Consider the following 22368-nt stretch of genomic DNA (forward strand, 5'->3'; position numbering starts at 1 on the left):
CGCCTCTCAGAGCTTGATCTCGATGTCGACGCCAGCCGGCAGGTCGAGACGCATGAGCGAGTCAACCGTCTTCGGCGTGGGGTCGAGGATGTCGATCAGACGCTTGTGAGTACGCATCTCGAAGTGCTCGCGCGAGTCCTTGTACTTGTGCGGCGAGCGGATGACGCAGTACACGTTCTTCTCAGTGGGCAGCGGCACCGGGCCCGCGACCTGCGCACCAGTACGGATCACCGTCTCGACGATCTTCTTCGCCGAAGAGTCGATGACCTCGTGGTCGTAGGCCTTGAGCCGGATGCGGATCTTCTGTCCCGCCATGGCTACTCAGTAGTCCTTTGTCCTTAGTCACTGCACGACCAACCTCCGACCCCCGCGCTCGGGCGTGTCGCTCTCGCGCTTGCAAAAAACCGGCGAAAAGCTCGTCGGTTTCAAACTTTCGGGGTGGGGGGGCCGGGTCGAGGCCCCGCATACGCTTCCCGGAAGATTCCCGTACTTTCGCCCCGCAGCTGCCGTGGCGTCGACTTCACGCTTAACGGCCATCACGGGAACGACGAATACCTGGGACTCGCTTCCGGTCCTCCCGGCGGGAGGCGCGCAGCATCGGCACTCAACCGAGCAACTTGGACATACTGCCACATGGAGCAGCCCGAATGCCAATCGGGGCCGGTGAGGCACCCCTCACCGGCCCCGATCGGGTAGTTCCGCTGCTCAGCCCTTGCGCCAGAGCACCCAGCCGTGGTCCTTGCTGTACTTCGCGATGCGCCAGCCCGGAAGCGGCTTCTCCCAGCTGGACTCCGGCGTCGCGTCCTTGGGAACGGTCAACAGCATCGCGTTGGCCTTCTCCGGCGGGGTGTTGCCGTGCTTCACGTTGTTGGTCCAGACCCGGCCCGAGTAGACCTCGAAGGTCAGCGCCATCCGGGTGCCCCAGTCGAGGTCCCAGTCCAGGATCACGTTGTCGCCCTTGCCCAGGCCGGCCTCCTTGGCCAGGCCGACGGCCTCGTACTTGCGGAACTTGGCGTGCGGCTCGGCGACGTTGTTGGTGACGGCGACCGTCGCGAAGGCGGCGAAGATCGTCAGGCAGCCCACCACGGCCGCGACGATCCGGCGACCGCCGGCCACCCGCAGCAGCAGGCAGGCGGCCAGCACGGCGAGCGCACCGAGCGTCGTACGGCCCATGTGCAGGCCGTCCCAGGTCGCGGCGAGGAACTGCGCGTCCGGCACGGCCCACGGGATGATCCACACGTTGAGCTTGGACCCCGCGTACTCGGTGACCGACACCCCGGTGATCCCGATGACCACCGTGCCGACCACGGCCAGCCGCAGCAGCGGGCGCGTCCCGGCCCGAAACAGTACGGCCAGGCCGACCACCAGGAACACCGGCACCAGCACGGCGCAGTACCTGGCGTACACCCAGTTGTCGACGCGGTTGTCGTCCGCGAGGCCCGCGGCGGAGGCCAGCGCAGTACCGCACAGCAGGGCGACCATGCAGAAGGCCACCACCCGCTCGGCCACCGAGAACCGGCGGTGGAACACCGCCACCACGCACAGCACGAAGGCGATCGCCCCGAAGCCGTAGGTGGAGGTCATGAAGTACCACAGCTCGCCGAAGGTACGGACGATGATCGTGGTGGTGTAGTCGCTGTTCTCGAGGTTCTCGAAGACCTTGTTGCCCACACCGGCGGACGGCACGTCCTTGAACTGGCCCTCGACGAAGTGGGCCAGCAGCTTGGTGCCCAGGAAGGCCACCCCGAGCGCACCGATCCCGGCCAGCGAGGAGAGCCGCGGCGCCCAGCCGAAGACCAGCACCACGACCAGGACCAGTGCCGTCAGCGCCACGACCACGCCGCCGCGGTCATGGGTGGCCATCGAGTAACCGGCGGCCAGGCTCATCGCCACCGCGTGGAGCGAGCGGCGGCGCGACGATCCGGGCGAGAGCCAGCCGTGCATCGCGATCAGCCAGATCAGCAGGAGCACCGGGAGGATCGCGTCCGTCATGACGAACTGGGAGTAGAAGATCACCGCCGGCACCAGCGCGACGGCGGTCCCCGCCAGGAACGCGTGCGGCCGGGACAGGCCCAGGCGGCGCGCCGCCACGAAGGCCAGCGGGAAGACCAACGCGTTGAGCACCGCGTTGATGACCATGATCAGGTGGTACGCGGTTGCCGGGTCGTCGGCGATCCGCAGCGCCGGCGAGATCAGCAGCGGGTACCCGCCGGGGATGATCACGCCGGTGGGCATCTCGGAAACCGGCCGGCCGGCCAGCACCCGCGCGATCGCGAGGTACCCGTCCTCGTCCGCGTGCACCGAGGGGTAGTAGTTGTGGATCGACAGCGCCAGCCTGAACGCTGTCTGCCCGAGGTAGCCGAGCAGCAGGGCCACCGGCCAGAACCAGCGGTGGGCGGCGAGGGCCCACAGCCGGGTCAGTGCGGCCGGGGGCGTCGTCTTCTCGGCGACCCCGGTCGCGTTCCCGTCGCCGCCCTCCCCCAATGTCTGCCCGTCGGGCGCATGAGCAGAATCGATCAGCGGCTGCACCGGGATACTTCCCTACTTGTCGGAACCAGCAGTTGTCATGTCCTACGCACAGATGGCCGCGAGTCGCCTGCCCGCACCCCCGGTCGTCGGATCGCACGGGAAGTCTGCCATGCGGCCCGATGTGCAGCCAGTGTGATCATTCGGCGAATTGCCCGCATCCGAATGGCGCGGGGTTCCTGAGCTGCCGCATCCGCCCGCTTGTCGCATCGCGGCCACCAGCCCGCTCCCGTCGTTGTGTTCAACGCGAGCCCGGCTACCCGACGTTCAACCGGCTACCCGGCGTTCAATCCGTACCCGGCGCGCGGAGTCGGCCCGATCGGCCGGTCAGCTACCGCGCACGGCGCGACCGACCATGGCGCCGGCGTGGGAGAAGTCACCCGCGCCGAGTCGGCCGGCGGCGACCACCAGGGCGTGCAGGCGGGACGAGAGGTGCAGGTCGGCCGAGCGCGCTGCGGTGTTCCACCCCTTGGCACGCAGCTCCTTGGAGATCAGCGAGTAGTACCGCAGCTCCTCGTCGAAGCGCTTGCCGTCCTTCACCCGGGTCGAGGAGTCACTGGCCTGGTGGCGGCGGTAGCGGAACACCGGGCGCTCGTCGACCAGCAGGTTGCCGCCCTCCATCAGCATGTCGACCATGAACGCCAGGTCGTGGATGGCGTCGATGTCCGGGCGGTACGGGATCTTCGACAGCGCGGACTGGCGGTAGGTGAGCGACGGCGTGTACAGCCAGTTGCCGGACAGCAGGCTCTTCACCGCGGCCTCGCCGCTGATCACCCCGGCCTTGCGGGCCGGTGCGCTGATCCGGCGCTTGACCTTGTCGCCGATGCCGAGCGAGGGCACCAGGGTCCCGTCGCTGTCCATCACCCGCACACCCGGCTGGACCGCGATCGCGTGCGGGTCGGCCCGCAGGCGCTCCAGGACGACGTCCAGGTAGTCGGGCTCCAGCAGGTCGTCGGCGCCCATCATCGAGACGAACTCGCGCTCGGCCAGGGTGGACGCCTTGTAGGTGTTGCCGTTGGGCCCCAGCCGCTCCTCGTTGCGGATGTAGCGGATCCGCTCGTCGTTCAGACTCTCGATGTACTGCGGCGCCCGAAAGCCCGGGTACTGGTCATCCACGACGGTCAGCCGCCAGTCCTGCTGGTGCTGGGCCCGGATGCTGTCGATGGTGGCGAACAGGTACTCCGGATCGCCGTAGTACGGGATGACGAAATCGACGCTCATAACAGCGCCGCACCTCCTGGTCCTGGATCACGCTTCGGTGCCGCCCGGCCGCGGCCGCCGAGCGAGCCAAGTCAACCAGCTTTTTCGAACGGATGCGTCGGGCGGGACAGCCGCCCCGGGGGTCCGACGGCCGGCGTCGGCGTTCGCATATGTGACCAATCGGAAGATCCGGCCGACGAAATTCAGTCCGCCGGACATCGCGGCAATGAATTACCGCTCCCGATGTCCGGATTTTCGCTGATTTAAATATCCGCCACCGGAGCAAGGCTGGTCCAGACCTCTAGGATATCGTCGGGGTGACATGCCAACTCCCGGACAACCGGGTTCTGAAGGGCCTTCCAGGATGACCATCAGCGCTCCGCACCGTGCCGCCAGGCCTCGGCGGTCGCCCGACCAGGCACTACTCCCCCCTCTGCCCCAACGTATGTACCGGCGTCAGAGTTCGGCCTGGTGGCTGGCGGTCGAGGGTGTCATCGGCATAGCGGCCGCCATGCTCATGACCTGGGCGTCCCGATTCATCGACATCAATCCGATGGTTCGTGTCGGGCAGGTCAGCGGACTCGCCGGGCTGCAACTGATTCTGCTGATCGCGATGGGCGCCACGGTCGGTCTGCTGATGCTCGTGATGCGCCGTTGGTCCATACTCCCGGTGCAATTCGGTGCCGCGATATTCGCCGGCCTCTCCAGCGGGCTGCTCGCCGCGGCCGTCGCGCTCGCGCTTCGCGGCACCCCGTGGCCGCTCAACGGACAGACCGGCGACTCCGCCGTCCTCCAGGGCTGGGCCTTCAACCTCATCCACGGCCAGCCGATCGACGACACCTACCCGCCGCTGTTCCCGCACCTGGTCGGGTGGTACACCGAGCACTTCGCCGACGGCGACCCCGGCCACGCGCTCAAGATCCTCAGCCTGCTGTTCACCGCCCTGCTGGGACCGACGGCCTACGTCGCCTGGCGGCTGATCCTCCCGCCGCTGTGGGCCCTGGGCATCGGCGTCACCGCCTCGCTCCCGCTGGCCGACCCGTACAAGCCGTACACCACGATCGTCCTGGTCGGGCTGCTCCCGGTGCTCGCGAAGCTGCTGCAGCTGATCCAGCGCTCCCAACTGCTCAGCCGGCGCCGCGCCGCGGTCCTGGGCGCCGTCGTCGGGGCCGTGCTCGGCCTGCTGTTCCTGCTGTACTCGGGCTGGTTCGTCTGGTCCGCAGCCGGTCTGATGCTGATGGGCCTCATCCTGCTCGTCCGCCAGTGGCGCACGCACGGCACCGGCGCCCTGGTCACGGCCCTGGTGCTGATCGGCTCCACCATCGTGGCGTTCGTCGCGGTGGCCGGCTTCTACCTCAGCACGTTCCTCTCCTCGGCCGGCGGGGCCGTCGACCGGTACTGCTACTTCGACGTCTACACCGAGCCGACCTACTTCACGATGTGGGGCAGCGACACTCCCGGCGGCCTCGGGCTGGGCGCCTGGCCGCAGCCGGGCGAGATCGGCGGCGTCGGGCTGTTCGCCATCCTGCTGCTGGTCGGCGCCGCCGCCGCGCTCGTGGTCGGCCCGCGCAACTCCGTCGTGCTGGCGACCGCCGCCGCCGCGGCCAGCGCCTTCCTGATGCGCTACTGGTACGCCGCCCACATGTTCAAGAACCAGGCGGTGATGCTCTACCCGCGCACCAACCAGCAGCTGCTCTACTGCTTCATCGTGCTCACCGGCCTGGCGCTGTTCCTCGGCACCGAGCGGTACCTGGAGAAGCACCAGCGGACGACCGCCGAGGGGCCGGTGACCGCCGCCGCCCGTACGCCCCGTCGGTACGCCCTCGCCTCGCTCTGCGCGCTCGGCCTGCTGTTCGGGATGGCCGGCTCGTCCACCGGGAACCGGTACATGCCCGAGGCCGGCTCGCGAAGCTACAACACCGGCGTCTTCGCCTACACCGCCCAGACCCTGCGCGGTCTGGACGGCACCTGCTCGCCGTACGTCTCGGCCAAGCAATGCGTCGACCCCGGCGTTCCGGCCGTCTACGACCAGGCGGAGAAGGCCCGCAAGGACCAGGAGAACCAGCAGAAGCCCGAGAAGCAGGTGCTGAGCTGCCGGAACGACAACCCCTACCCGACGGCTCTGAAGCCGTCGGCGGGATCGGCCAAGGACTGAGGCCCGTCCAACGGCTGAGGGCCGGCACCCCGTCGGGGGTGCCGGCCCTCAGCCGTGTGTCCTACCGCGTGGAGCGCGCGATCAACGGTCGGAGCCGACCGGAGCGTCGAGGCGGTCGTTGTTGTGGCGGACGCCCTCGGTGATGGCGACCGTACGGGCCAGGTCGGTGAGCTTCTTCTCCAGCGACCGGAAGCGCAGGTAGGTGTTGAGCGTGAGGAAGCCCATGGCGATGACCATCAGGTAGAGCACCAGGTCCGTGCCACGGCCGACGCCCAGCGCGCTGGCCAGCTTGGTCACACCGGTCGGCCACAGGATCGCGATGACGTTGGCGACCACGAAGAGCGAGAAGGCGATGCGCTTCCACGCCCGGGTGTTCGCGGCGTCCCAGCGCCGGACGAACAGGAGGGCCATGGCCACGGCGGCCAGGACGAGGATCAGCTGAATCCAGAGGTGATTCATCGGCGGTTACGCTCCCGCAGCGAGATGTCGAAGAGGATGTTCACGCCGTTGATCAGGGACTGGCCCTTGGCGCGCGAGTAGTCGGTGTACAGGATGTCCACCGGCACCTCGGCGACCCGGAGGTCCGAGCCGGCGAGGAAGGAAACGATCTCCGAAGCGTGCGCCATGCCGTTCATGGTGATCCGGATGCGGCTGGCCGCCTCGCGGTTCATCACGCGCAGACCGTTGTGCGCGTCGGTGAGCTTGAGCTTGCGGGCGGTCGGGCTGACCGCGGCGGCGGTGCGGAGCACGACCCGCTTGATCCACGGCACCTGGCCGGTCTGCTCGATGAAGCGGGAGCCGAGCACGATGTCGGCCTCGTCCTGGCGCAGCAGCGCCACCATCTTCTCCACGTCGGCGGTCTGGTGCTGGCCGTCCGCGTCGAAGGTGGCGAAGTACTCCGCGCCCTCCTGCTCCAGCGCGTACTTCAGACCGGTCTGCAGCGCCGCGCCCTGGCCCAGGTTGACCGGGTGCCGCACCAGGTGGGCGCCGGTCGTCATGACGTGCTTCGCCGTGTCGTCGGTGCAGCCGTCGTCGATCACCACGATGTTGGGGAAGGTCTTGCGTGCCCCCTCCACGACCTCGGCGATCACCTGGCCTTCGTTGTAGGCCGGAATGACCAGCCAGACGTTGTCATAGTCGGACACAGGGGCTCCATGCTTGGCGAACGGCACGGCGGTGCGTGCCTCGGTCTGTCTATCGGTGGTGATCACGGGCGTCGGCCAATCACAGTCCGGTCCCCCGCCGTCACGAGGTCCGCAGCGGCTCGACCGCGCTCCGACTGTCCAGCCCGGAGTGCCCGGAGGCGGCGGGACGGGAGGGGAACGCGCGGTACAGCGCCCACAGCATCAGGATGGCGCTGATCAGCGCGCCAGCCAGGTACGCGAGCTCGGCGCGGAGACCGACGTCGCCCGGGGAGAGGGCGACCGCGACCAATGCTACGGAACCGGCGGTCCAGCCCACCAGCTGTCGGCGGTGCTGGGCGCTCGACATCAGGGCCTGGCCGAAAACCGTCGCGAGGACGTAGCAGAGCGTGCCGAAGACGAGCCAGGTGAAGTCCAGCGGTCCGAGCAGGTCCTTGGCGTTGAAGAGCAGTGGGTTGAGCCAGGCGCCGAGCGCGATCACCGGCAGTCCGCCACCGACGCACATCGCGGCGACGATCGCCGTGGTGCGGGTCAGCACCTTGCGGAACTCGGCGTGGTCGCCGGCCGCGGCGGCGCCGGAGAGCGCGGAGACCATGGAGGCCTGTAGGGCGCTGTAGGCGAAGAGCGGCACGCGGGCCATCACCACGGCCTGGCCGAGGGCGAAGACCAGGGCGTCGGACGCCTCGGAGTGCTTCGGCGCGAGCAGCCGCACGCAGACGACGGTCGCGTTCACCACCAGCTGGCTGAGCATCACGGAGGCGATCAGCAGGCCGAGACCCCTGGTGAGCTGGCGCCAGGACACCTCCGGCCCGGGGGCGCGGTCGGCGAGGATGCCGCGCAGGCCGATCAGCGAGGCGGCGACCGGGGCGACCACCAGGATCAGGCCGAAGGCCAGCGCCGAGTGCAGCCCGATGATGGCGGTCAGCGCGGCCAGCCCGATGCGCAGCGCACCGTCGACGGCCAGCTGGGTGCCGTAGGGGCCGAACAGCCCGAGGCCGGCCAGCGCGCCGCGGGAGACCGAGCTCACCGCGAGGCCCGCCATGCCGCCGGCGAGGGCCACGACGAGTGTCCGGTCACCGCCGAACAGCTGGTCGGCGATCGGGCCGGCGGCGGCGGCCAGCACGGCGCAGGCCACGGCCAGGATCGCCAGGGCGAGCAGCAGCATCCGCCGTACCGCGGGCAGTGCCCCCGCTCCGGCCACCTTGCGGGCGGCGACCAGCCGTGTCAGCTCCAGTTCGACGGGCTGGAACAGACCCCACCCGACGGACATCACGATCGTCCACAGCATCGTCACCCTGGCTGCACCGGCCGTACCCAGGCTGTAGCCCACGAGCGCCATATAGACGTACGCCGAGGCGCCGAGCACGACCGTGCCACCGACCACGAGCCGGGCCCCCGGGGGTAGTACCCCCAGCAGCTTGGCGATCGGGTTCTTCATCACATGATCACCGAATTCACCGGCCGACCTTGCCACACGTCTCCGCACGAGGCCGGCCCGGCCGTGCGATTGCTGTGAATAGTAGCGGGTAGCCGTGAACATCCGATGACGGTGGGTCCACCCTCGCCCCCCCTGCCCGTCTCCCCGGCCGGGTGCGGACTTCCACTACCGTCAGCGGGCAGGCTACGAGCCACAGCATACCGAGGGGTGCGCTGCCGCGACGGGCCCGGGGCCCCGGGTGGGCGGTCCGCGAACCGCTGGGAACGGGCGCCGTTCAGCCCCGGAAGACCCAGACCTTCAGCAGCACGAACCGGGCCACCGTGGCCAGGCCGTTGGCGACGACCAGCCCGGCGACCTCCACCGGTCGGGAGGCGTTCGGTGCCACCTGGTCCAGCAGGGCGAGCGCGCCCGCACTGAGGCCGAGCCCGATCAGGAAGGCCACCGCGCCCTGCAGTTGGTGCCGGACCATGCCCTGCGAGCCGGTGACCCCGAAGGTGAAGCGGCGGTTGGCCGCGGTGTTGGCCACCGCGCTGACGGCCAGCGCGATCAGGTTCGCCGCCTGCGGGTCGGTGAACCACCGCGCGGCGACGAACAGCGCCAGGTAGAAGACGGTGCTGAGCACGCCGATGACCAGGAAGGACGGCAGCTGGCGGCGGGTCGACGGGGCGGGCTCGGCCGGCTCCTCGGTGACGGTCACCGGCGCAGGCCCTGCGCGTCGTCCGCCGCGTCGTCCGCCGCCGATTCGTCGTCCGCCGAGTCGTAGCCGACGAAGTAGGTCGGGCGGGCCTGGACGGCCGAGTAGATCCGGCCGACGTACTCCCCCAGCAGTCCGACGCAGATCAGTTGCACGGCGCCGATGAAGAGCATGCCGATGAACAGCGAGGCCCAGCCGGGCACGGTCGCGCCGAGCGCGTACGAGACGGTGGTGTAGACCGCGAGCGCCATGCAGACCACGAAGCTCACCAGGCCGAGCCAGGTGGCCAGCCGCAGCGGGGCGGCGGAGAAGTTGGTCACGCTGTCCAGCGCGAGCCGGACCATCTTGGACAGCGGGTAGTGGGTGCCGCCGGCCACCCGCTCCTCGCGGACGTACACCACCTCGCCGCTGGGGAAGCCGAGCCACGGCACCAGCAGCCGGTAGACCGGCTGGTGCTCGGGCAGCTGCTTGAGGGCCTCCACGGCCGCGCGGCTGAGCAGGCGGAAGTCGCCGGCCTGGTTGGGCATCCGCTTGCCGACCAGCTTGCGCATCAGCCAGTAGTAGGCGCCGGCCGTCCGGCGCTTGAAGGCGGTGTCGGTGGCGCGGTCCCCGCGCACGCCGTAGACGACGTCGAAGCCCTGCTCGCGGGCCAGGTCGAGCATCTCCGGGATCTTCTCCGGCGGGTCCTGCAGGTCGGCGTCGATGCTCACCACGTAGTCGCCGCGCGCCCGGTGGATGCCCGCGGTGAGCGCGGCCTGGTGCCCCGAGTTGCGGGCGAAGCGGACGATGCGGAACTCCGACCAGTCCTGCCGGATCTTCTGCAGGACGACGGGGGTGGCGTCCGTGCTGCCGTCGTCGACGCCCACGACCTCGTAGTCGACCCCGAGCCCGTCCAGGATCGGCCGCAGCCGCTCGACGGTCAGCGGGAGCGCCTCCTGCTCGTTGTAGATCGGCATCACGACCGACAACAGTGGTGCCGTTGGCATGCGTTGGATCCCACTTTCCGCGACGGCGGGGCTGGACGGTCGCCCGACAATAACAGCCGGCCATGAGCAGCCCGTGAGAGCGGGTGAAGGCCGGATGAAGGCCGAAGGGCTCCACACACCGGGGTGTGCGGAGCCCTTCGGTTCGCCTGTACGGGACAGACAGGTCAGAACATCGACTACTTGATGATCTTGGTGACCTGGCCGGCGCCGACGGTGCGGCCACCCTCACGGATGGCGAACTTCAGGCCCTCCTCCATGGCGATCGGCTGGATCAGCGCGACCGTCATGGCGGTGTTGTCGCCCGGCATGACCATCTCGGTGCCCTCGGGGAGGGTCACGACGCCGGTCACGTCCGTGGTACGGAAGTAGAACTGCGGGCGGTAGTTGTTGAAGAACGGGGTGTGACGGCCACCCTCGTCCTTCGACAGGATGTAGGACTGGGCCTCGAAGTCGGTGTGCGGCGTGACCGAACCCGGCTTGATGATGACCTGGCCGCGCTCGACGTCCTCGCGCTTGATGCCACGGAGCAGCAGACCGACGTTCTCACCGGCCTGGCCCTCGTCGAGCAGCTTGCGGAACATCTCGATGCCGGTGACCGTGGTGGTGGTCTTGGTCTCCTTGATGCCGATGATGTCGACAGTCTCGTTGACCTTGAGGATGCCACGCTCGATGCGACCGGTGACGACGGTGCCACGACCGGTGATCGTGAAGACGTCCTCGATCGGCATCAGGAACGGCTGGTCCACGGCGCGGGCCGGGGTCGGGATGGCCTCGTCGACCGCGTGCATCAGGCCGAGGAGCTTCTCGCCCCACTCCTTGTCGCCCTCCAGCGCCTTCAGCGCGGAGACGCGGACGACCGGCAGGTCGTCGCCCGGGAACTCGTACTCCGAGAGGAGCTCGCGAACCTCGAGCTCGACGAGCTCCAGGATCTCCTCGTCGTCCACCATGTCGGCCTTGTTCAGGGCGACGACGATGTAGGGGACGCCGACCTGGCGGGCCAGGAGGACGTGCTCCTTGGTCTGCGGCATCGGGCCGTCGGTGGCGGCGACGACGAGGATCGCACCGTCCATCTGGGCCGCACCGGTGATCATGTTCTTGATGTAGTCCGCGTGACCCGGGCAGTCGACGTGGGCGTAGTGACGCGCCTCGGTCTGGTACTCGACGTGCGCGATCGAGATGGTGATACCGCGCTGCCGCTCCTCCGGCGCCTTGTCGATCTGGTCGAACGGCGTGAAGGGGTTGATCTCCGGGTACGCGTCGTGCAGCACCTTGGTGATGGCCGCGGTAAGGGTCGTCTTACCGTGGTCAATGTGACCGATGGTGCCGATGTTGACGTGGGGCTTCGTCCGCTCGAACTTCGCCTTCGCCACTGCAGTCCTCCTGAGGACAGTTCTGTACGCCGTGCTGACGTCAGTTGGTCTTTGATCGGGTTTGGGCCCGAGGTGCCGGAAGCACCTCGCACCGTCCCGCGGGGTGGGGGCCGGAGGCCCCCCGGGAGAATCCGACCGGATCCTCCCGGGACGCCTCCTAATAGCCTAAGGGTTCGCAATCGTCCCGAATGTCGGGACGGCCGCGGCCTCGTAGGGAGCCGGCTGGCGCCGGTCCTTACTCGCCCTTGGCCTTGGCGATGATCTCCTCCGCCACGGCCTTCGGAACCTCGGCGTACGAGTCGAACTGCATCGAGTAGCTCGCGCGACCAGAGGTCTTGCTGCGCAGATCACCGACGTAGCCGAACATCTCGGAGAGCGGCACCAGCGCCGTGACGACGCGGGCACCGTGACGCTCGTCCATGGACCGGATCTGGCCACGGCGAGAGTTGATGTCGCCGATCACGTCGCCCATGTAGTCCTCGGGCGTGGTGACCTCGACGGCCATCATCGGCTCGAGGAGGACCGGCTTGGCCTTCCGCGCGCCTTCCTTGAAGGCCATCGAACCGGCGATCTTGAACGCGAGCTCGGAGGAGTCGACGTCGTGCGCCTGACCGTCGAGCAGGCTCACGCGGACACCCTGCAGCGGGTAGCCGGCGAGGATGCCGAACTCCATGGCCTCCTGGCAACCGGCGTCGACCGACGGGATGTACTCCCGCGGCACGCGGCCACCGGTGACCTTGTTGACGAACTCGTAGCCCTCGGCCTGCTCGAGCGGCTCGATCGCGATCTGCACCTTGGCGAACTGACCGGAACCACCGGTCTGCTTCTTGTGGGTGTAGTCGATGCGCTCGACGGCCTGACGGATCGTCTCGCGGTACGCGACCTGCGGCTTGCCGACGTTGGCCTCGACCTTGAACTCACGCTTCATACGGTCGACCAGCACCTCAAGGTGCAGCTCGCCCATACCCGCGATGATGGTCTGGCCGGTCTCCTCGTCCGTGTTGACCTGGAAGGACGGGTCCTCCTCGGCGAGACGCTGGATGGCGACACCCAGCTTCTCCTGGTCACCCTTGGACTTGGGCTCGATCGCGACGCGGATGACCGGGGCCGGGAAGTCCATGGACTCCAGGACGACCGGGTTCTTCTCGTCGGACAGCGTCTCACCGGTGGTGGTCTGCTTCAGGCCCATGACGGCGACGATGTCGCCGGCGCCCACCGACTCGATCTCCTCACGCTTGTTCGCGTGCATGCGGTAGATCTTGCCGATGCGCTCCTTCTTGCCCTTCACGGCGTTCAGCACCGAGGTGCCGGACTCCATGCGGCCGGAGTAGATCCGGACGAAGGTGAGCTTGCCCAGGTGCGGGTCGGACATGATCTTGAACGCCAGCGCGGCCAGGGGCTCGTCGTCCGAGGCCTTGCGGGTGATCTTGGTCTCCGGGTCGTTGGGCTTGGTGCCCTCAACCGACTCGATGTCCAGCGGCGACGGCAGGTACTTGACGACCGCGTCGAGCAGGGGCTGAACGCCCTTGTTCTTGAACGCGGTACCGCAGAAGATCGGCGTGAAGGCCGACTCCAGGGTGCCCTTGCGGATCGCCTCGTACAGCAGCTCCTCGGGGACGTCCTCGCCCTCCATGGCGAGCATCATCACGTCATCGCTGACGTTCGACACCTCGTCCAGGAGCATCTCGCGGTACTCGTTCGCCTGCTCCTGCAGCTCGGCCGGGATGTCGACGATGTCGTACATCTCGCCCTTGGCGGCCTCGGCGGACCAGACCAGCGCCTTCATGCGGACAAGGTCGACAACGCCCTTGAAGTCCGCCTCGGCACCGATCGGGAGCTGCATGACCAGCGGGGTCGCGCCGAGGCGGTCCACGATGGTCTTGACGCAGAAGAAGAAGTTCGCGCCCGTGCGGTCCAGCTTGTTGATGAAGCAGATGCGCGGGACGCCGTAGCGGTCAGCCTGCCGCCACACGGTCTCGGACTGGGGCTCGACACCGGCCACACCGTCGAACACCGTCACGGCACCGTCGAGGACGCGCAGCGAACGCTCCACCTCGACGGTGAAGTCGACGTGACCCGGGGTGTCGATGATGTTGATGGTGTTGTCGACGTCATCGACCGTCCAGTGACAGGTCGTCGCGGCCGACGTGATCGTGATGCCGCGCTCCTGCTCCTGCTCCATCCAGTCCATGGTGGCAGCGCCATCGTGGACCTCACCGATCTTGTACGAGACACCGGTGTAGAACAGGATCCGCTCGGTGGTGGTGGTCTTGCCCGCGTCGATGTGCGCCATGATCCCGATGTTGCGGACCCTGGCGAGGTCAAGGGAGGTTGCAGCCATGGTGGCTCGTTCTCTCTCTGTCTAGTGACGGGGTAGGGACTACCAGCGGTAGTGCGCGAAGGCCTTGTTGGACTCGGCCATCTTGTGGGTGTCCTCGCGACGCTTCACGGAAGCGCCCAGACCGTTGCTGGCGTCGAGGATCTCGTTCATCAGGCGCTCGGTCATGGTCTTCTCGCGACGGGCGCGGGAGTAACCGACCATCCAGCGCAGCGCCAGGGTGCTGGCGCGGCCCGGACGGACCTCGACCGGAACCTGGTAGGTCGCGCCACCGACACGGCGGGACTTGACCTCGAGGGCCGGCTTGACGTTCTCCAGCGCGCGCTTCAGCGTGACGACCGGGTCCGAGCCGGTCTTCTCACGGACGCCCTCGAGGGCGCCGTAGACGATCCGCTCGGCGGTGGAGCGCTTGCCGTGCAGCAGGATCTTGTTGACCAGCTGGGTGACGACCGGGGAGCCGTAAACCGGGTCGATGATGACCGGGCGCTTCGGGGCGGGGCCCTTACGAGGCATTCTTACTTCTCCTTCTTGGCGCCGTAGCGGCTGCGAGCCTGCTTGCGGTTCTTGACACCCTGGGTGTCAAGCGAGCCGCGGATGATCTTGTAGCGGACACCAGGAAGGTCCTTCACACGACCACCGCGCACCAGCACGATGGAGTGCTCCTGCAGGTTGTGGCCCTCGCCCGGAATGTAAGCGGTGACCTCGATCCCGCTGGTGAGGCGCACACGGGCGACCTTGCGGAGAGCCGAGTTCGGCTTCTTCGGGGTGGTCGTGTACACACGCGTGCAGACCCCACGACGCTGCGGGGAACCCTTCAGCGCGGGAGTCTTGTTCTTCTCGACCTTGTCCTGCCGGCCCTTTCGGACCAGCTGCTGGATCGTAGGCACCGTTTCTCCGTTTTCTGTGTGCCAAGGCTTGGTGGAACTAACCTGTGGTGATCCCTCACACACGGCCCCGTGGTCGACCCACGCGGTCGGGTGTGTTGGGCTTATTCCGACACGGAATCCCATGAGCTGATGTACAGCGACGGCGCTCAACGCGCGGGGCGCTGGAAGGCGCTCCGGCTCGGCGCGGCGACCGGTGTGCATGCACGCACAAGGACCCGGGGACACCCCAGGCACAAGGTCAGAGCGTACCTAGCGCATCGGGCGCGGTCAAAACAAATGCAACGCCGCAGGTCGCGACCTTCGGCCGGATGTCCCAGGAGTGTCCCGGACGCGACCACCCGGTGTCGGACCACCCTCCACCCGCTCTACCACAGCCCGCCGACCGTCGCCACCGGGAGCGGAACCGCTCGGTGCGGCCCGCTCAGACCGGCCCCTGCAGGGCCACCAGGATCAGCAGCGTCCAGAGCGCGCAGCCGCCGTAGCCGAAGAGCAGGCCGAGGGTGGCCACCCAGTCGCCGGTCCGGTCCCGGCGGCCCAGCTGGGCCTTCGCGACGTGCCCGACCACCACCGCGGGCAGCGAGAGGCCGGTCAGGCCGAAGACCAGCGAGGTGACCGCCAGCGCACTGGTCGAGCTGGCGGGGGGCGGCGGCGCCGGGAGGAAGGTCGCCGGGACGGGCGGGACGGCGAAGGCCATCGGCGCCGGCATCGGACCACTGGGCAGGTCGGCCACCAGGCCGGCCAGCTGGCCGTAGGTCTGCGCGACGGCCGCCGCCTCGTGGCGCTGCTCGTACTCGTCGGCGGAGAGCCGGCCCTCGGCGAACGCGGCCTTCAGCACGTCGACCGTCCGGTCGCGGTCCGCGTGCCCGGCGCGCATCCCCGCGTGGAACCCGGGCTGCGGGACGGGCTGGGGCTGCCAGCCCCCGGCCGGGCGGCGATCCGGCTCGCCGGGGCCCGCCGCTCCCCACGGTTGAACGGCCATCCGCCACCTCCCGGCACCCGACGCGGCCCCGCGCCCTCACTGTTCCTCATAGTGCAGGACGAACGGCGCGGCTGAGTAGTTGCCAATTCCAGCCCGGCACCCGCCGTAACGCGCCGTCCGGGCGGCGCGCCTCACCTGTTCGGCCCATTCACTCAGAGGATCCTCAACTCGGGAGACAGCCCGTTTCCGCGATGACAGGCTGAATCCGAGACACCCGTCCGCCAGCGAACAGAGAAGGCCACCATGCAGGCGTCAGCGCCGCCGCCGTCCGACCGTCCCGTACCCGTTCCCCCCTCCGCCGTCAGCATCCAGGGGCTGTGGAAGCACTTCGGCGGCCAGGCCGCCGTCGCCGGGCTCAGCCTGGAGCTGCCGGCCGGCTCCTTCATCGGCCTGGTCGGCCCGAACGGCGCCGGCAAGACCACCACGCTGTCCATGGCCACCGGCCTGCTCCGGCCCGACCAGGGCACCGTCCTCGTCCACGGCGGCGACGTCTGGGCCGACCCGGTCGCGGTCAAGGCCCGGATCGGCATCCTGCCCGAGGGGCTGCGGATGTTCGAGCGGCTCAGCGGCCGCGAACTGCTGCAGTACAACGGGCGGCTGCGCGGCCTGCCCGGCGCCGAAGTGGACCGTCGCGCCGAGGAACTGCTGGCCGTCCTGGACCTCGCCCGCGACGCCGACAAGCTGGTCGCCGACTACTCCACCGGCATGCGCAAGAAGATCGGCCTGGCCACCGCGCTGCTGCACAACCCCGACGTGCTGTTCCTCGACGAGCCCTTCGAGGGCGTCGACCCGGTCTCCGCGCAGACCATCCGCGGCGTGCTCAAGCGGTACGCGGCGGCCGGCTCCACGGTGGTCTTCTCCAGCCACGTGATGGAACTGGTCGAGCAGCTCTGCGACTGGGTCGCCGTGGTCAACGCCGGCCGGGTGATCGCCCACGGCCCGCTGGACACCGTGCGCGGCGGGCGCAGCCTGCACGAGGCCTTCCTCGACCTGATCGGCGTCCGCGAGGACGACGGCCAGGCGCTCGGCTGGCTCGGCGGCGGACCGGCCGGGAACGCGCCGGCCGGCGGCGGACAGCTCGGCGGCCAGGCGGGCGCGCAGTTCGGGGGCGGGCAGTGAGCACCGCCCCCGCGGCCGCCCGCACCCCGGTGCCCGACGGGCGGACGGTGGTCCGCGCCCTGGTCGCGCTCAAGCTGCGGCTGCTGCGCAACGGCCTGCGGCGCAGCCCCGGCCGGACTGCCGTCTACGTCATCGGCGCTGTCCTCGGCCTGGCCTTCGCGGCCGGCATCGCCTTCGCCCTCGCCAAGATGAACGGGCGCTTCGCCGGCTCCGGGGACGCCGGGGTGATGATGCTCGGCGTGCTCACCCTCGGCTGGGCGGCGCTGCCGCTGTTCCTCTTCTCCAGCGACGAGAGCTCCGACCCGACCCGGCTCACCATGCTCCCGCTGCGACCCGGTCCGCTGCTGCGCGGCTCGCTGCTGGCCGCGCTGATCGGGCCCGGCCCGCTGGTCAGCCTGGTGCTGGTGACCGGCGCGGCGCTGTCCGGGGCCAACGGCGGCGCCTCGGCCGCGGCCGCGCTGGTCGGTGTCCCGCTGGCCGTGCTCTGCCTGGTCACGCTCTCCCGGGCGGTCGCCGCCGGCAACGCCCGGATGCTCTCCAGCCGGCGCGGCAAGGACTTCGCGATCTTCGGCGGACTGCTGTTCGCCCTGCTCGTGCAGGCCGCCAACGTCGGCTCGCAGAGCGTCTTCGGCCGGCCCGGGGAGCAGCTCGACCTCAGCCCGCTGGCGCCGATCGCCTCCGTACTGCGCTGGCTGCCGCCGGTCGGCGCGGCGGACGCGGCCCGCACCGCCGGCGAGGGCCGGTACGGGCTGGCGCTGTTCCAGCTCGCCGCGGCCGCGGCGCTGCTCGCCCTGCTGCTGCGCTGGTGGCGCGGCAGCCTGCAGGAGCTGATGGTCACCGCCGACTCCTCCACCCTGGAGGTGGCCCGCGGGGTGCAGAGCTCGCGCGGCTGGAGCTTCCTGCCCGAGGGCCGGGCCGGCGCGGCGATGCAGCGCCACCTCCGGTACGCCTGGCGGGAGCCGCGGGCCAAGGCCGCGGTGTTCACCAGCATCGGCATGACGCTGGTGATCTCCGTGCTGTCGATGGTCCAGGGCTGGTCGAGCGTCTACCTGCTGGCGATGACCGGGATGTTCCTCGGGCTGCAGATGCTCAACCTGTTCGGCATGGACGGCTCGGCGTTCTGGATGGTCGCCGCCACCCTGCTCACCCCGGCCGACGCCCGGGACGAGCTGCGCGGCCGGGCCTACGCGGTGCTGTCGTACGCCCTCCCGGTGACGGTGGTGCTCGGGCTCGTGCTGGCCGCCGCCACCGGCGACTGGGCGGGCCTGCCGTCCGCGCTCGGCATCGCGCTCGCCCTGCTCGGCTGCGGCATCGCGCTCGGCGCGACGCTCAGCGTGCTCGCGCCGTACACCATGCCGGCCGACAGCAACCCGATGCGCAACGCCGCCCCCGGACAGGGCGGCCTGGTGCTGGTCAACCAGTTCGGCTCGCTGCTCGGTGTGACGCTGCTCTCCCTGCCGGTGAGCGGCTACCTCGGCTGGGCGCTGTTCTCCGCCGGCCCGACCTGGCCGGTCCTGGTGCTCGGCCCGCTCTACGGCGCCCTGATCGCCGCCCTCGGCATCCGCTTCGCGGCCGGGCGGCTGCTGGAGCGCGCCCCGGAGATCCTGGCCAAGGCCGTCGAGCGCTGAGTCGCCCCGGAGCGCCCGGTCCCGTCGGCGGGGCCGGGCGCTCCGGCATCATGGGCGGGAGGGCCGGACCGTCGAGGAGAGCAGGGACACACCGTGGGCAAGCGCGCGCAGCAGGACGGGGACGGGGGCGCCGGCCCGCTGCTGGAGCAGGCGGTGCGATCGGTGCTGACGGTCTCCGACGAGGCGCTGGACCTCGCCCTGGACACCGGGGCGTCGCTGCTCGCCGCCTCGGCCGGGCAGTGGCCGGCGGTCAGCCGGGCGCTGCTGGGGTACGCGGACACCGCCGTCGGCCGCTGCTGGTCCGCCGGGTGGCGCCCGGCCGACCTGGCCCGGGTGGTCCGGCGCGGGCTGAAGCCCGTCCACCTGGCCCTCGCGGTGGACCTGATCGCCGCCGAGGGCCGCCGGCACCCCGCGGCCGCCCTCGACCGGCGCTGGCAGGAGCAACTGCGCGAGCTGGAGGCCGAGGTGTGGTGGCCCGGTGACGAGCAGTACCTCGGCGCCTTCGCCGACCGGCACCGGCTGGACCGCTTCGCGCTCGCCACCGCCACCCTGGAGCTGCTGCGGACCTGGGGCCGGCTGCCGCCGATCTCCCCGGTCGGCCCCGCACCCGGTCGGCGGCCGCAGGCCGAACGCGCCACCGGACCGCAGGCCGGCGAGCCGCGGATGCTGGCCCGGATCCGGGCGCTGCTGGCCAAGGCCGAGTCCACCGAGTACCCGGAGGAGGCCGAGGCGCTCACCGCCAAGGCCCAGCAGCTGATGGCCCAGCACAGCATCGACGACGCGCTGCTGGCCGCCGCCGGTGCCGACCGGGACACCCCGGCGGCGCTGCGGATCGGCGTGGACAACCCGTACGAGAGCCCCAAGACGATGCTGCTGGACGCCGTCGCGGCGGCCAACCGGTGCCGGGTGGTGTGGGCCAAGGAGTTCGGCTTCTGCACCGTCGTCGGCTTCGACGGCGACCTGGACGGCGTCGAGCTGCTCTACACCTCGCTGCTGGTGCAGGCCACCCACGCGCTCAACAAGGCCGGCTCCCGCAGGGACTCCCGCAGCAAGGCGTTCCGGCACTCCTTCCTGGTCGCGTACGCGGCGCGGATCCGCGAGCGGCTGACCGCCGCCACCGAGCGGGCCACCAGCGCCGCCGCGGCCGGCCGGCACCTGCGCGAGGACGGCACCGAGGAGCAGCTGCTGCCCGACGAGCGGCTGCTGCCCGCGCTCGCCGCCCGCTCCGAGGCGGTGGACGACGAGGTCGGCCGGCTGTTCCCCAAGCTGGTCTCGCAGCGGGTCCGGGTGAGCGACGGCGTGGGCTGGGCGGCCGGCCGCGCCGCCGCCGACCGCGCCGCCCTGCACGGGCGCGCCGGGGAGATCCGCCGGTAGACCTGATAGAACGTAAGCCGCCACGAACCAAAGGGGATCGACGTGACGGAGTCGGCGGCCGAATCGGGATACCGGGACCGGGTGCGCGGAGCGCTGCTCGGCGGGGCCGTCGGTGACGCGCTGGGCTGGCCGGTGGAGTTCCAGCAGCTCCACCAGATCCAGCAGCGGTACGGGCCGGACGGCGTGACCGGGCTACCGGCCGGCGCCGGGCCGGTCGAGGTCACCGACGACACCCAGATGACCCTGTTCACCGCCGAGGGCCTGATCCGCGCGTTCGTCCGCGGCTGGACGGGCGGCGGCGGCTCGGTGCCCGAGGCCGTCCACGCCGCCTACCGCCGCTGGCTGCTGACCCAGCGCCAGGGCTCGCCGGACGCGGTGCCGCAGCCCCGCCCGTACGACGGCTGGCTGCTGACCAGGCCCTTCCTGTACGCATCGCGGGCGCCCGGCAACGCCTGCCTGAGCGGGGTGTCCGAGCACCCGGTGTTCGAGTCGCCGTCCGCGATCGGGCAGCCGGGGCCGATCAACCCGGACTCCAAGGGCTGCGGCACGGTGATGCGCTCGGCGCCGTTCGGGCTGGCCCGGCTGGGCGTCGAGCTGTCCTTCGGGCTGGCCGTGCAGTGCGCCCAGCTCACCCACGGGCACCCGACCGGCTACCTCTCGGCGGGGGCCTTCGCGGCGCTGGTCGAGCGGCTGGCCAACGGGACCGAGCCGTGGGCGGCGGTCGGCGAGACCGTGGAGCAGATCCGCGAGCTGCCGGGGTCCAAGGAGACGGTGCAGGCGCTGGCCCGGGCCGTCCGGGTGGCCCAGGAGTCGCAGCCGTCGGCGGAGTCCGTGGAGCGGGTCGGGCTCGGCTGGATCGCCGAGGAGTGCCTGGCCATCGCGGTGTACTCGCTGCTGGCGGCCACCCTCGAACCCGACCCGGTGCGCAGCGCGCTGCTGCTGTCGGTGAACCACTCCGGGGACAGCGACTCCACCGGCGCGGTCTGCGGCAACCTGGTCGGCGCCGCGTACGGCGCCTCGGCGCTGCCCGCCGAGTGGGCGGGGGCGGTCGAGGGCCGGGCCGAACTGCTGCGGGTCGCGGACGACCTGCTGGTGCTGTTCGGCAGCCGCGACCCGGCCCACCCGGCGCTCGGCGGGCGCTACCCGGCCTGGTGACGCCTGCTTCGCCGGTGGGGCGGCTCAGGGCGCCTGCGGGTCGGTGACCTGGCCGAGGAACAGCGGCCGCCCGTCGACGGTGTCCCGGATCAGGAACAGGAACGGCCGGTCGATGTGCAGCTGGACGGACTCCGGCGCGGCCGGCGCCGCCATCGCCGCCACCCCGGCGCCGCTGCCGGCCGCCGCGACCGTACCGTCCTCGTTCACCTCGACGGCGGCCTTCTGCACCACCGCGCCCAGACCGAGCGGCTCCTTGGCGGTGATGCCGGTGAAGTCGGGCGCGTCGAAGGCCGCCTTGACGCCGAGTGAGCGCAGGGCGGGGACGAGGTCGTTGGCCGTGTCGAAGTGGAACCGGGGCAGGGTGAGGTCGACGGACCGCTCACCGAGCCCGCCGAGGATCCGGTCGAGCTGGGCCTGGTCCAGGCCCTTGCTGAAGGCCGCGTACCCGCCCTGCGCGGGGACGATCAGGTCCATCGCCAACCCGCCTCCCGCGTAAGGGAGTTCGACGGCCTGCCAGGGCTCGCCGACGATGCCGCCGGAGCCCTCGGCGTACCGGAGGGTGCCGGTACGGCTCATCGTGCTCACCGACGGGGTGGAGCCGTCCAGCCGGCGGAACGGGCGCTCGGAGGTGTTCGCGGGCTTGAACCCGGAGGCCCACGCCGCCTTCAGGTAGAGCGCGTCGGTGAGTGCCAGCCGGGTGTCGGCGGTGATCTGCTGCGGGCCGAAGAGCTCCTTGATCCGGCCCTCGGTGGCCTTCTCCACCGCCGCGTTGATGCTCCTGCGGGCGCCGGCCGGGTCCTTGGCGAAGTCGACGGGGTGCACGCCGGCGTCGAAGGCGGCGGCGAGCGTGTCCAGGTACTCCGGGGCGACGGTCAGGCCCTGCTGCGTCCACAGGTCGTCGGACCGGCGCAGGACGACCTGGCCGCCGGCCTGGGCCCCGTGGCCCGGCGCGCCGACGGCGAGGGCGTACTCTCGCGGGTCGAGCCCGGTGTGCAGGGCCTTGGCCAGTTCCTCGGCGGTGGTGCCGCGCGCGCCCGGCAACAGCATCCCGAGCACGCTCGCCAACCCGGCCGGCGAGACCACGACGTTGCGCCCCGCCCCGTCCGGCGTCGCGGTCAGCGCGTGCAGCAGGTCCAGCCCGAAGGCGCTGGTCCCGGCCGCCACCGCCGCCACCTGCCCCGGATCCACCGCCGCCCGGCTGGCCGACCCCGTGGCCCGCACCACCACGGGCCCATCGGCCGCCGTACTCCCGCACCCGGCCAGCGCCGGGCCGGCAGCCAACCCGGCCGCGAGGAGCAGCCCCACCCGACGGCGGGAGCGGTGATGCCCTACGGTGCTGCGCTTCGTCATGGCCCTTCGACGCACCACCCCCGAACC

Annotated in this window: 19 protein-coding genes; 5 read left to right on the plus strand and 14 right to left on the minus strand. The window is 70.6% G+C overall.

What is annotated here, in order from left to right; genetic code table 11:
* Positions 1-6 precede the first annotated feature (6 nt).
* The 3 genes from rpsJ to ACIPLC_RS00355 form a co-directional block, all read right to left on the minus strand.
* Positions 7-315 (minus strand): 30S ribosomal protein S10, encoded by a 309-nt coding sequence (gene rpsJ / locus ACIPLC_RS00345; RefSeq protein ID WP_012785157.1) that lies wholly within the window; start codon positions 313-315, stop codon positions 7-9.
* A 390-nt stretch (positions 316-705) separates the two neighbouring features.
* Entirely contained in the window at positions 706-2529 is a 1824-nt protein-coding gene (locus tag ACIPLC_RS00350; protein WP_400469131.1) for a hypothetical protein, read from the minus strand.
* 324 nt (positions 2530-2853) lie between these two features.
* Positions 2854-3747 (minus strand): glycosyltransferase family 2 protein, encoded by an 894-nt coding sequence (locus tag ACIPLC_RS00355; RefSeq protein ID WP_400469134.1) that lies wholly within the window; start codon positions 3745-3747, stop codon positions 2854-2856.
* Between the two features lie 424 nt (positions 3748-4171).
* Here ACIPLC_RS00355 and ACIPLC_RS00360 point away from each other — a divergent pair, with 424 nt between their 5' ends.
* Positions 4172-5881, plus strand: a complete 1710-nt coding sequence (locus tag ACIPLC_RS00360) for a hypothetical protein (protein WP_400469137.1) — start codon at positions 4172-4174, stop codon at positions 5879-5881.
* An 81-nt stretch (positions 5882-5962) separates the two neighbouring features.
* Here ACIPLC_RS00360 and ACIPLC_RS00365 read toward each other — a convergent pair whose 3' ends face one another.
* The 10 genes from ACIPLC_RS00365 to ACIPLC_RS00410 form a co-directional block, all read right to left on the minus strand.
* The gene (locus ACIPLC_RS00365) at positions 5963-6340 is read right to left on the minus strand and encodes a DUF2304 domain-containing protein (protein ID WP_400469140.1); all 378 of its coding nucleotides are present in this window, start codon (positions 6338-6340) and stop codon (positions 5963-5965) included.
* Entirely contained in the window at positions 6337-7026 is a 690-nt protein-coding gene (locus ACIPLC_RS00370; RefSeq protein WP_063348961.1) for a glycosyltransferase family 2 protein, read from the minus strand. The genes ACIPLC_RS00365 and ACIPLC_RS00370 overlap by 4 nt, the downstream gene beginning before the upstream one ends.
* Before the next feature lie 100 nt (positions 7027-7126).
* On the minus strand, positions 7127-8461 hold the full coding sequence (locus tag ACIPLC_RS00375) for a hypothetical protein (RefSeq protein WP_400469143.1): 1335 nt from the start codon (positions 8459-8461) through the stop codon (positions 7127-7129).
* Positions 8462-8735: 274 nt separating this feature from the next.
* On the minus strand, positions 8736-9158 hold the full coding sequence (locus tag ACIPLC_RS00380) for a GtrA family protein (protein ID WP_400469146.1): 423 nt from the start codon (positions 9156-9158) through the stop codon (positions 8736-8738).
* Positions 9155-10141: a glycosyltransferase family 2 protein gene (locus ACIPLC_RS00385; protein WP_400469149.1), complete on the minus strand. Its 987-nt coding sequence runs from the start codon at positions 10139-10141 to the stop codon at positions 9155-9157. Before ACIPLC_RS00385 ends, ACIPLC_RS00380 begins: the two co-directional genes overlap by 4 nt.
* 176 nt (positions 10142-10317) lie before the next feature.
* Positions 10318-11511, minus strand: coding sequence for an elongation factor Tu (tuf, locus tag ACIPLC_RS00390; RefSeq protein ID WP_359897522.1), 1194 nt, complete (start codon positions 11509-11511; stop codon positions 10318-10320).
* A 235-nt stretch (positions 11512-11746) separates the two neighbouring features.
* Positions 11747-13852 carry an elongation factor G gene (gene fusA, locus ACIPLC_RS00395; protein WP_400469152.1) on the minus strand — a complete coding sequence of 702 codons (2106 nt, stop codon included), beginning with the start codon at positions 13850-13852 and terminating at the stop codon, positions 11747-11749.
* Positions 13853-13891: 39 nt separating this feature from the next.
* A complete protein-coding gene (rpsG, locus tag ACIPLC_RS00400) occupies positions 13892-14362 on the minus strand; it encodes a 30S ribosomal protein S7 (RefSeq protein ID WP_030055803.1) in 471 nt (156 codons plus the stop codon).
* A gap of 2 nt (positions 14363-14364) precedes the next feature.
* Positions 14365-14736 (minus strand): 30S ribosomal protein S12, encoded by a 372-nt coding sequence (rpsL, locus tag ACIPLC_RS00405; RefSeq protein WP_014144289.1) that lies wholly within the window; start codon positions 14734-14736, stop codon positions 14365-14367.
* Between the two features lie 421 nt (positions 14737-15157).
* Positions 15158-15715, minus strand: a complete 558-nt coding sequence (locus ACIPLC_RS00410) for a DUF1707 and DUF4190 domain-containing protein (RefSeq protein WP_400469155.1) — start codon at positions 15713-15715, stop codon at positions 15158-15160.
* A gap of 243 nt (positions 15716-15958) precedes the next feature.
* On the opposite strand from ACIPLC_RS00410, the gene ACIPLC_RS00415 reads away from it, so the two are divergent.
* The 4 genes from ACIPLC_RS00415 (at position 15959) to ACIPLC_RS00430 (ending at position 20991) form a co-directional block, all read left to right on the plus strand.
* On the plus strand, positions 15959-16834 hold the full coding sequence (locus tag ACIPLC_RS00415) for an ABC transporter ATP-binding protein (protein ID WP_400469158.1): 876 nt from the start codon (positions 15959-15961) through the stop codon (positions 16832-16834).
* Positions 16831-18462: a transporter gene (locus tag ACIPLC_RS00420; RefSeq protein WP_400469161.1), complete on the plus strand. Its 1632-nt coding sequence runs from the start codon at positions 16831-16833 to the stop codon at positions 18460-18462. Before ACIPLC_RS00415 ends, ACIPLC_RS00420 begins: the two co-directional genes overlap by 4 nt.
* Positions 18463-18555: 93 nt before the next feature.
* Positions 18556-19836: a DUF2786 domain-containing protein gene (locus ACIPLC_RS00425; protein WP_400469164.1), complete on the plus strand. Its 1281-nt coding sequence runs from the start codon at positions 18556-18558 to the stop codon at positions 19834-19836.
* Positions 19837-19878: 42 nt separating this feature from the next.
* Positions 19879-20991, plus strand: coding sequence for an ADP-ribosylglycohydrolase family protein (locus ACIPLC_RS00430; RefSeq protein ID WP_400469167.1), 1113 nt, complete (start codon positions 19879-19881; stop codon positions 20989-20991).
* A 24-nt stretch (positions 20992-21015) separates the two neighbouring features.
* Here ACIPLC_RS00430 and ACIPLC_RS00435 read toward each other — a convergent pair whose 3' ends face one another.
* On the minus strand, positions 21016-22341 hold the full coding sequence (locus tag ACIPLC_RS00435; RefSeq protein ID WP_400469170.1) for a serpin family protein: 1326 nt from the start codon (positions 22339-22341) through the stop codon (positions 21016-21018).
* Positions 22342-22368 lie beyond the last annotated feature (27 nt).

This window comes from Kitasatospora sp. NPDC086801, from assembly GCF_044745805.1.
In the GTDB taxonomy this organism is placed as follows: domain Bacteria; phylum Actinomycetota; class Actinomycetes; order Streptomycetales; family Streptomycetaceae; genus Kitasatospora.

Excerpts from the sequence above, each read along its gene's own strand:
- ACIPLC_RS00375 (WP_400469143.1), bottom strand. The coding sequence starts at position 8,461 with ATGAAGAACCCGATCGCCAAGCTGCTGGGGGTACTACCCCCGGGGGCC.
- rpsG (WP_030055803.1), bottom strand. The coding sequence starts at position 14,362 with ATGCCTCGTAAGGGCCCCGCCCCGAAGCGCCCGGTCATCATCGACCCG.
- rpsJ (WP_012785157.1), bottom strand. The coding sequence starts at position 315 with ATGGCGGGACAGAAGATCCGCATCCGGCTCAAGGCCTACGACCACGAG.
- ACIPLC_RS00360 (WP_400469137.1), top strand. The coding sequence starts at position 4,172 with ATGTACCGGCGTCAGAGTTCGGCCTGGTGGCTGGCGGTCGAGGGTGTC.
- ACIPLC_RS00415 (WP_400469158.1), top strand. The coding sequence starts at position 15,959 with ATGCAGGCGTCAGCGCCGCCGCCGTCCGACCGTCCCGTACCCGTTCCC.
- ACIPLC_RS00365 (WP_400469140.1), bottom strand. The coding sequence starts at position 6,340 with ATGAATCACCTCTGGATTCAGCTGATCCTCGTCCTGGCCGCCGTGGCC.
- ACIPLC_RS00385 (WP_400469149.1), bottom strand. The coding sequence starts at position 10,141 with ATGCCAACGGCACCACTGTTGTCGGTCGTGATGCCGATCTACAACGAG.
- fusA (WP_400469152.1), bottom strand. The coding sequence starts at position 13,852 with ATGGCTGCAACCTCCCTTGACCTCGCCAGGGTCCGCAACATCGGGATC.
- ACIPLC_RS00435 (WP_400469170.1), bottom strand. The coding sequence starts at position 22,341 with ATGACGAAGCGCAGCACCGTAGGGCATCACCGCTCCCGCCGTCGGGTG.
- ACIPLC_RS00355 (WP_400469134.1), bottom strand. The coding sequence starts at position 3,747 with ATGAGCGTCGATTTCGTCATCCCGTACTACGGCGATCCGGAGTACCTG.
- ACIPLC_RS00410 (WP_400469155.1), bottom strand. The coding sequence starts at position 15,715 with ATGGCCGTTCAACCGTGGGGAGCGGCGGGCCCCGGCGAGCCGGATCGC.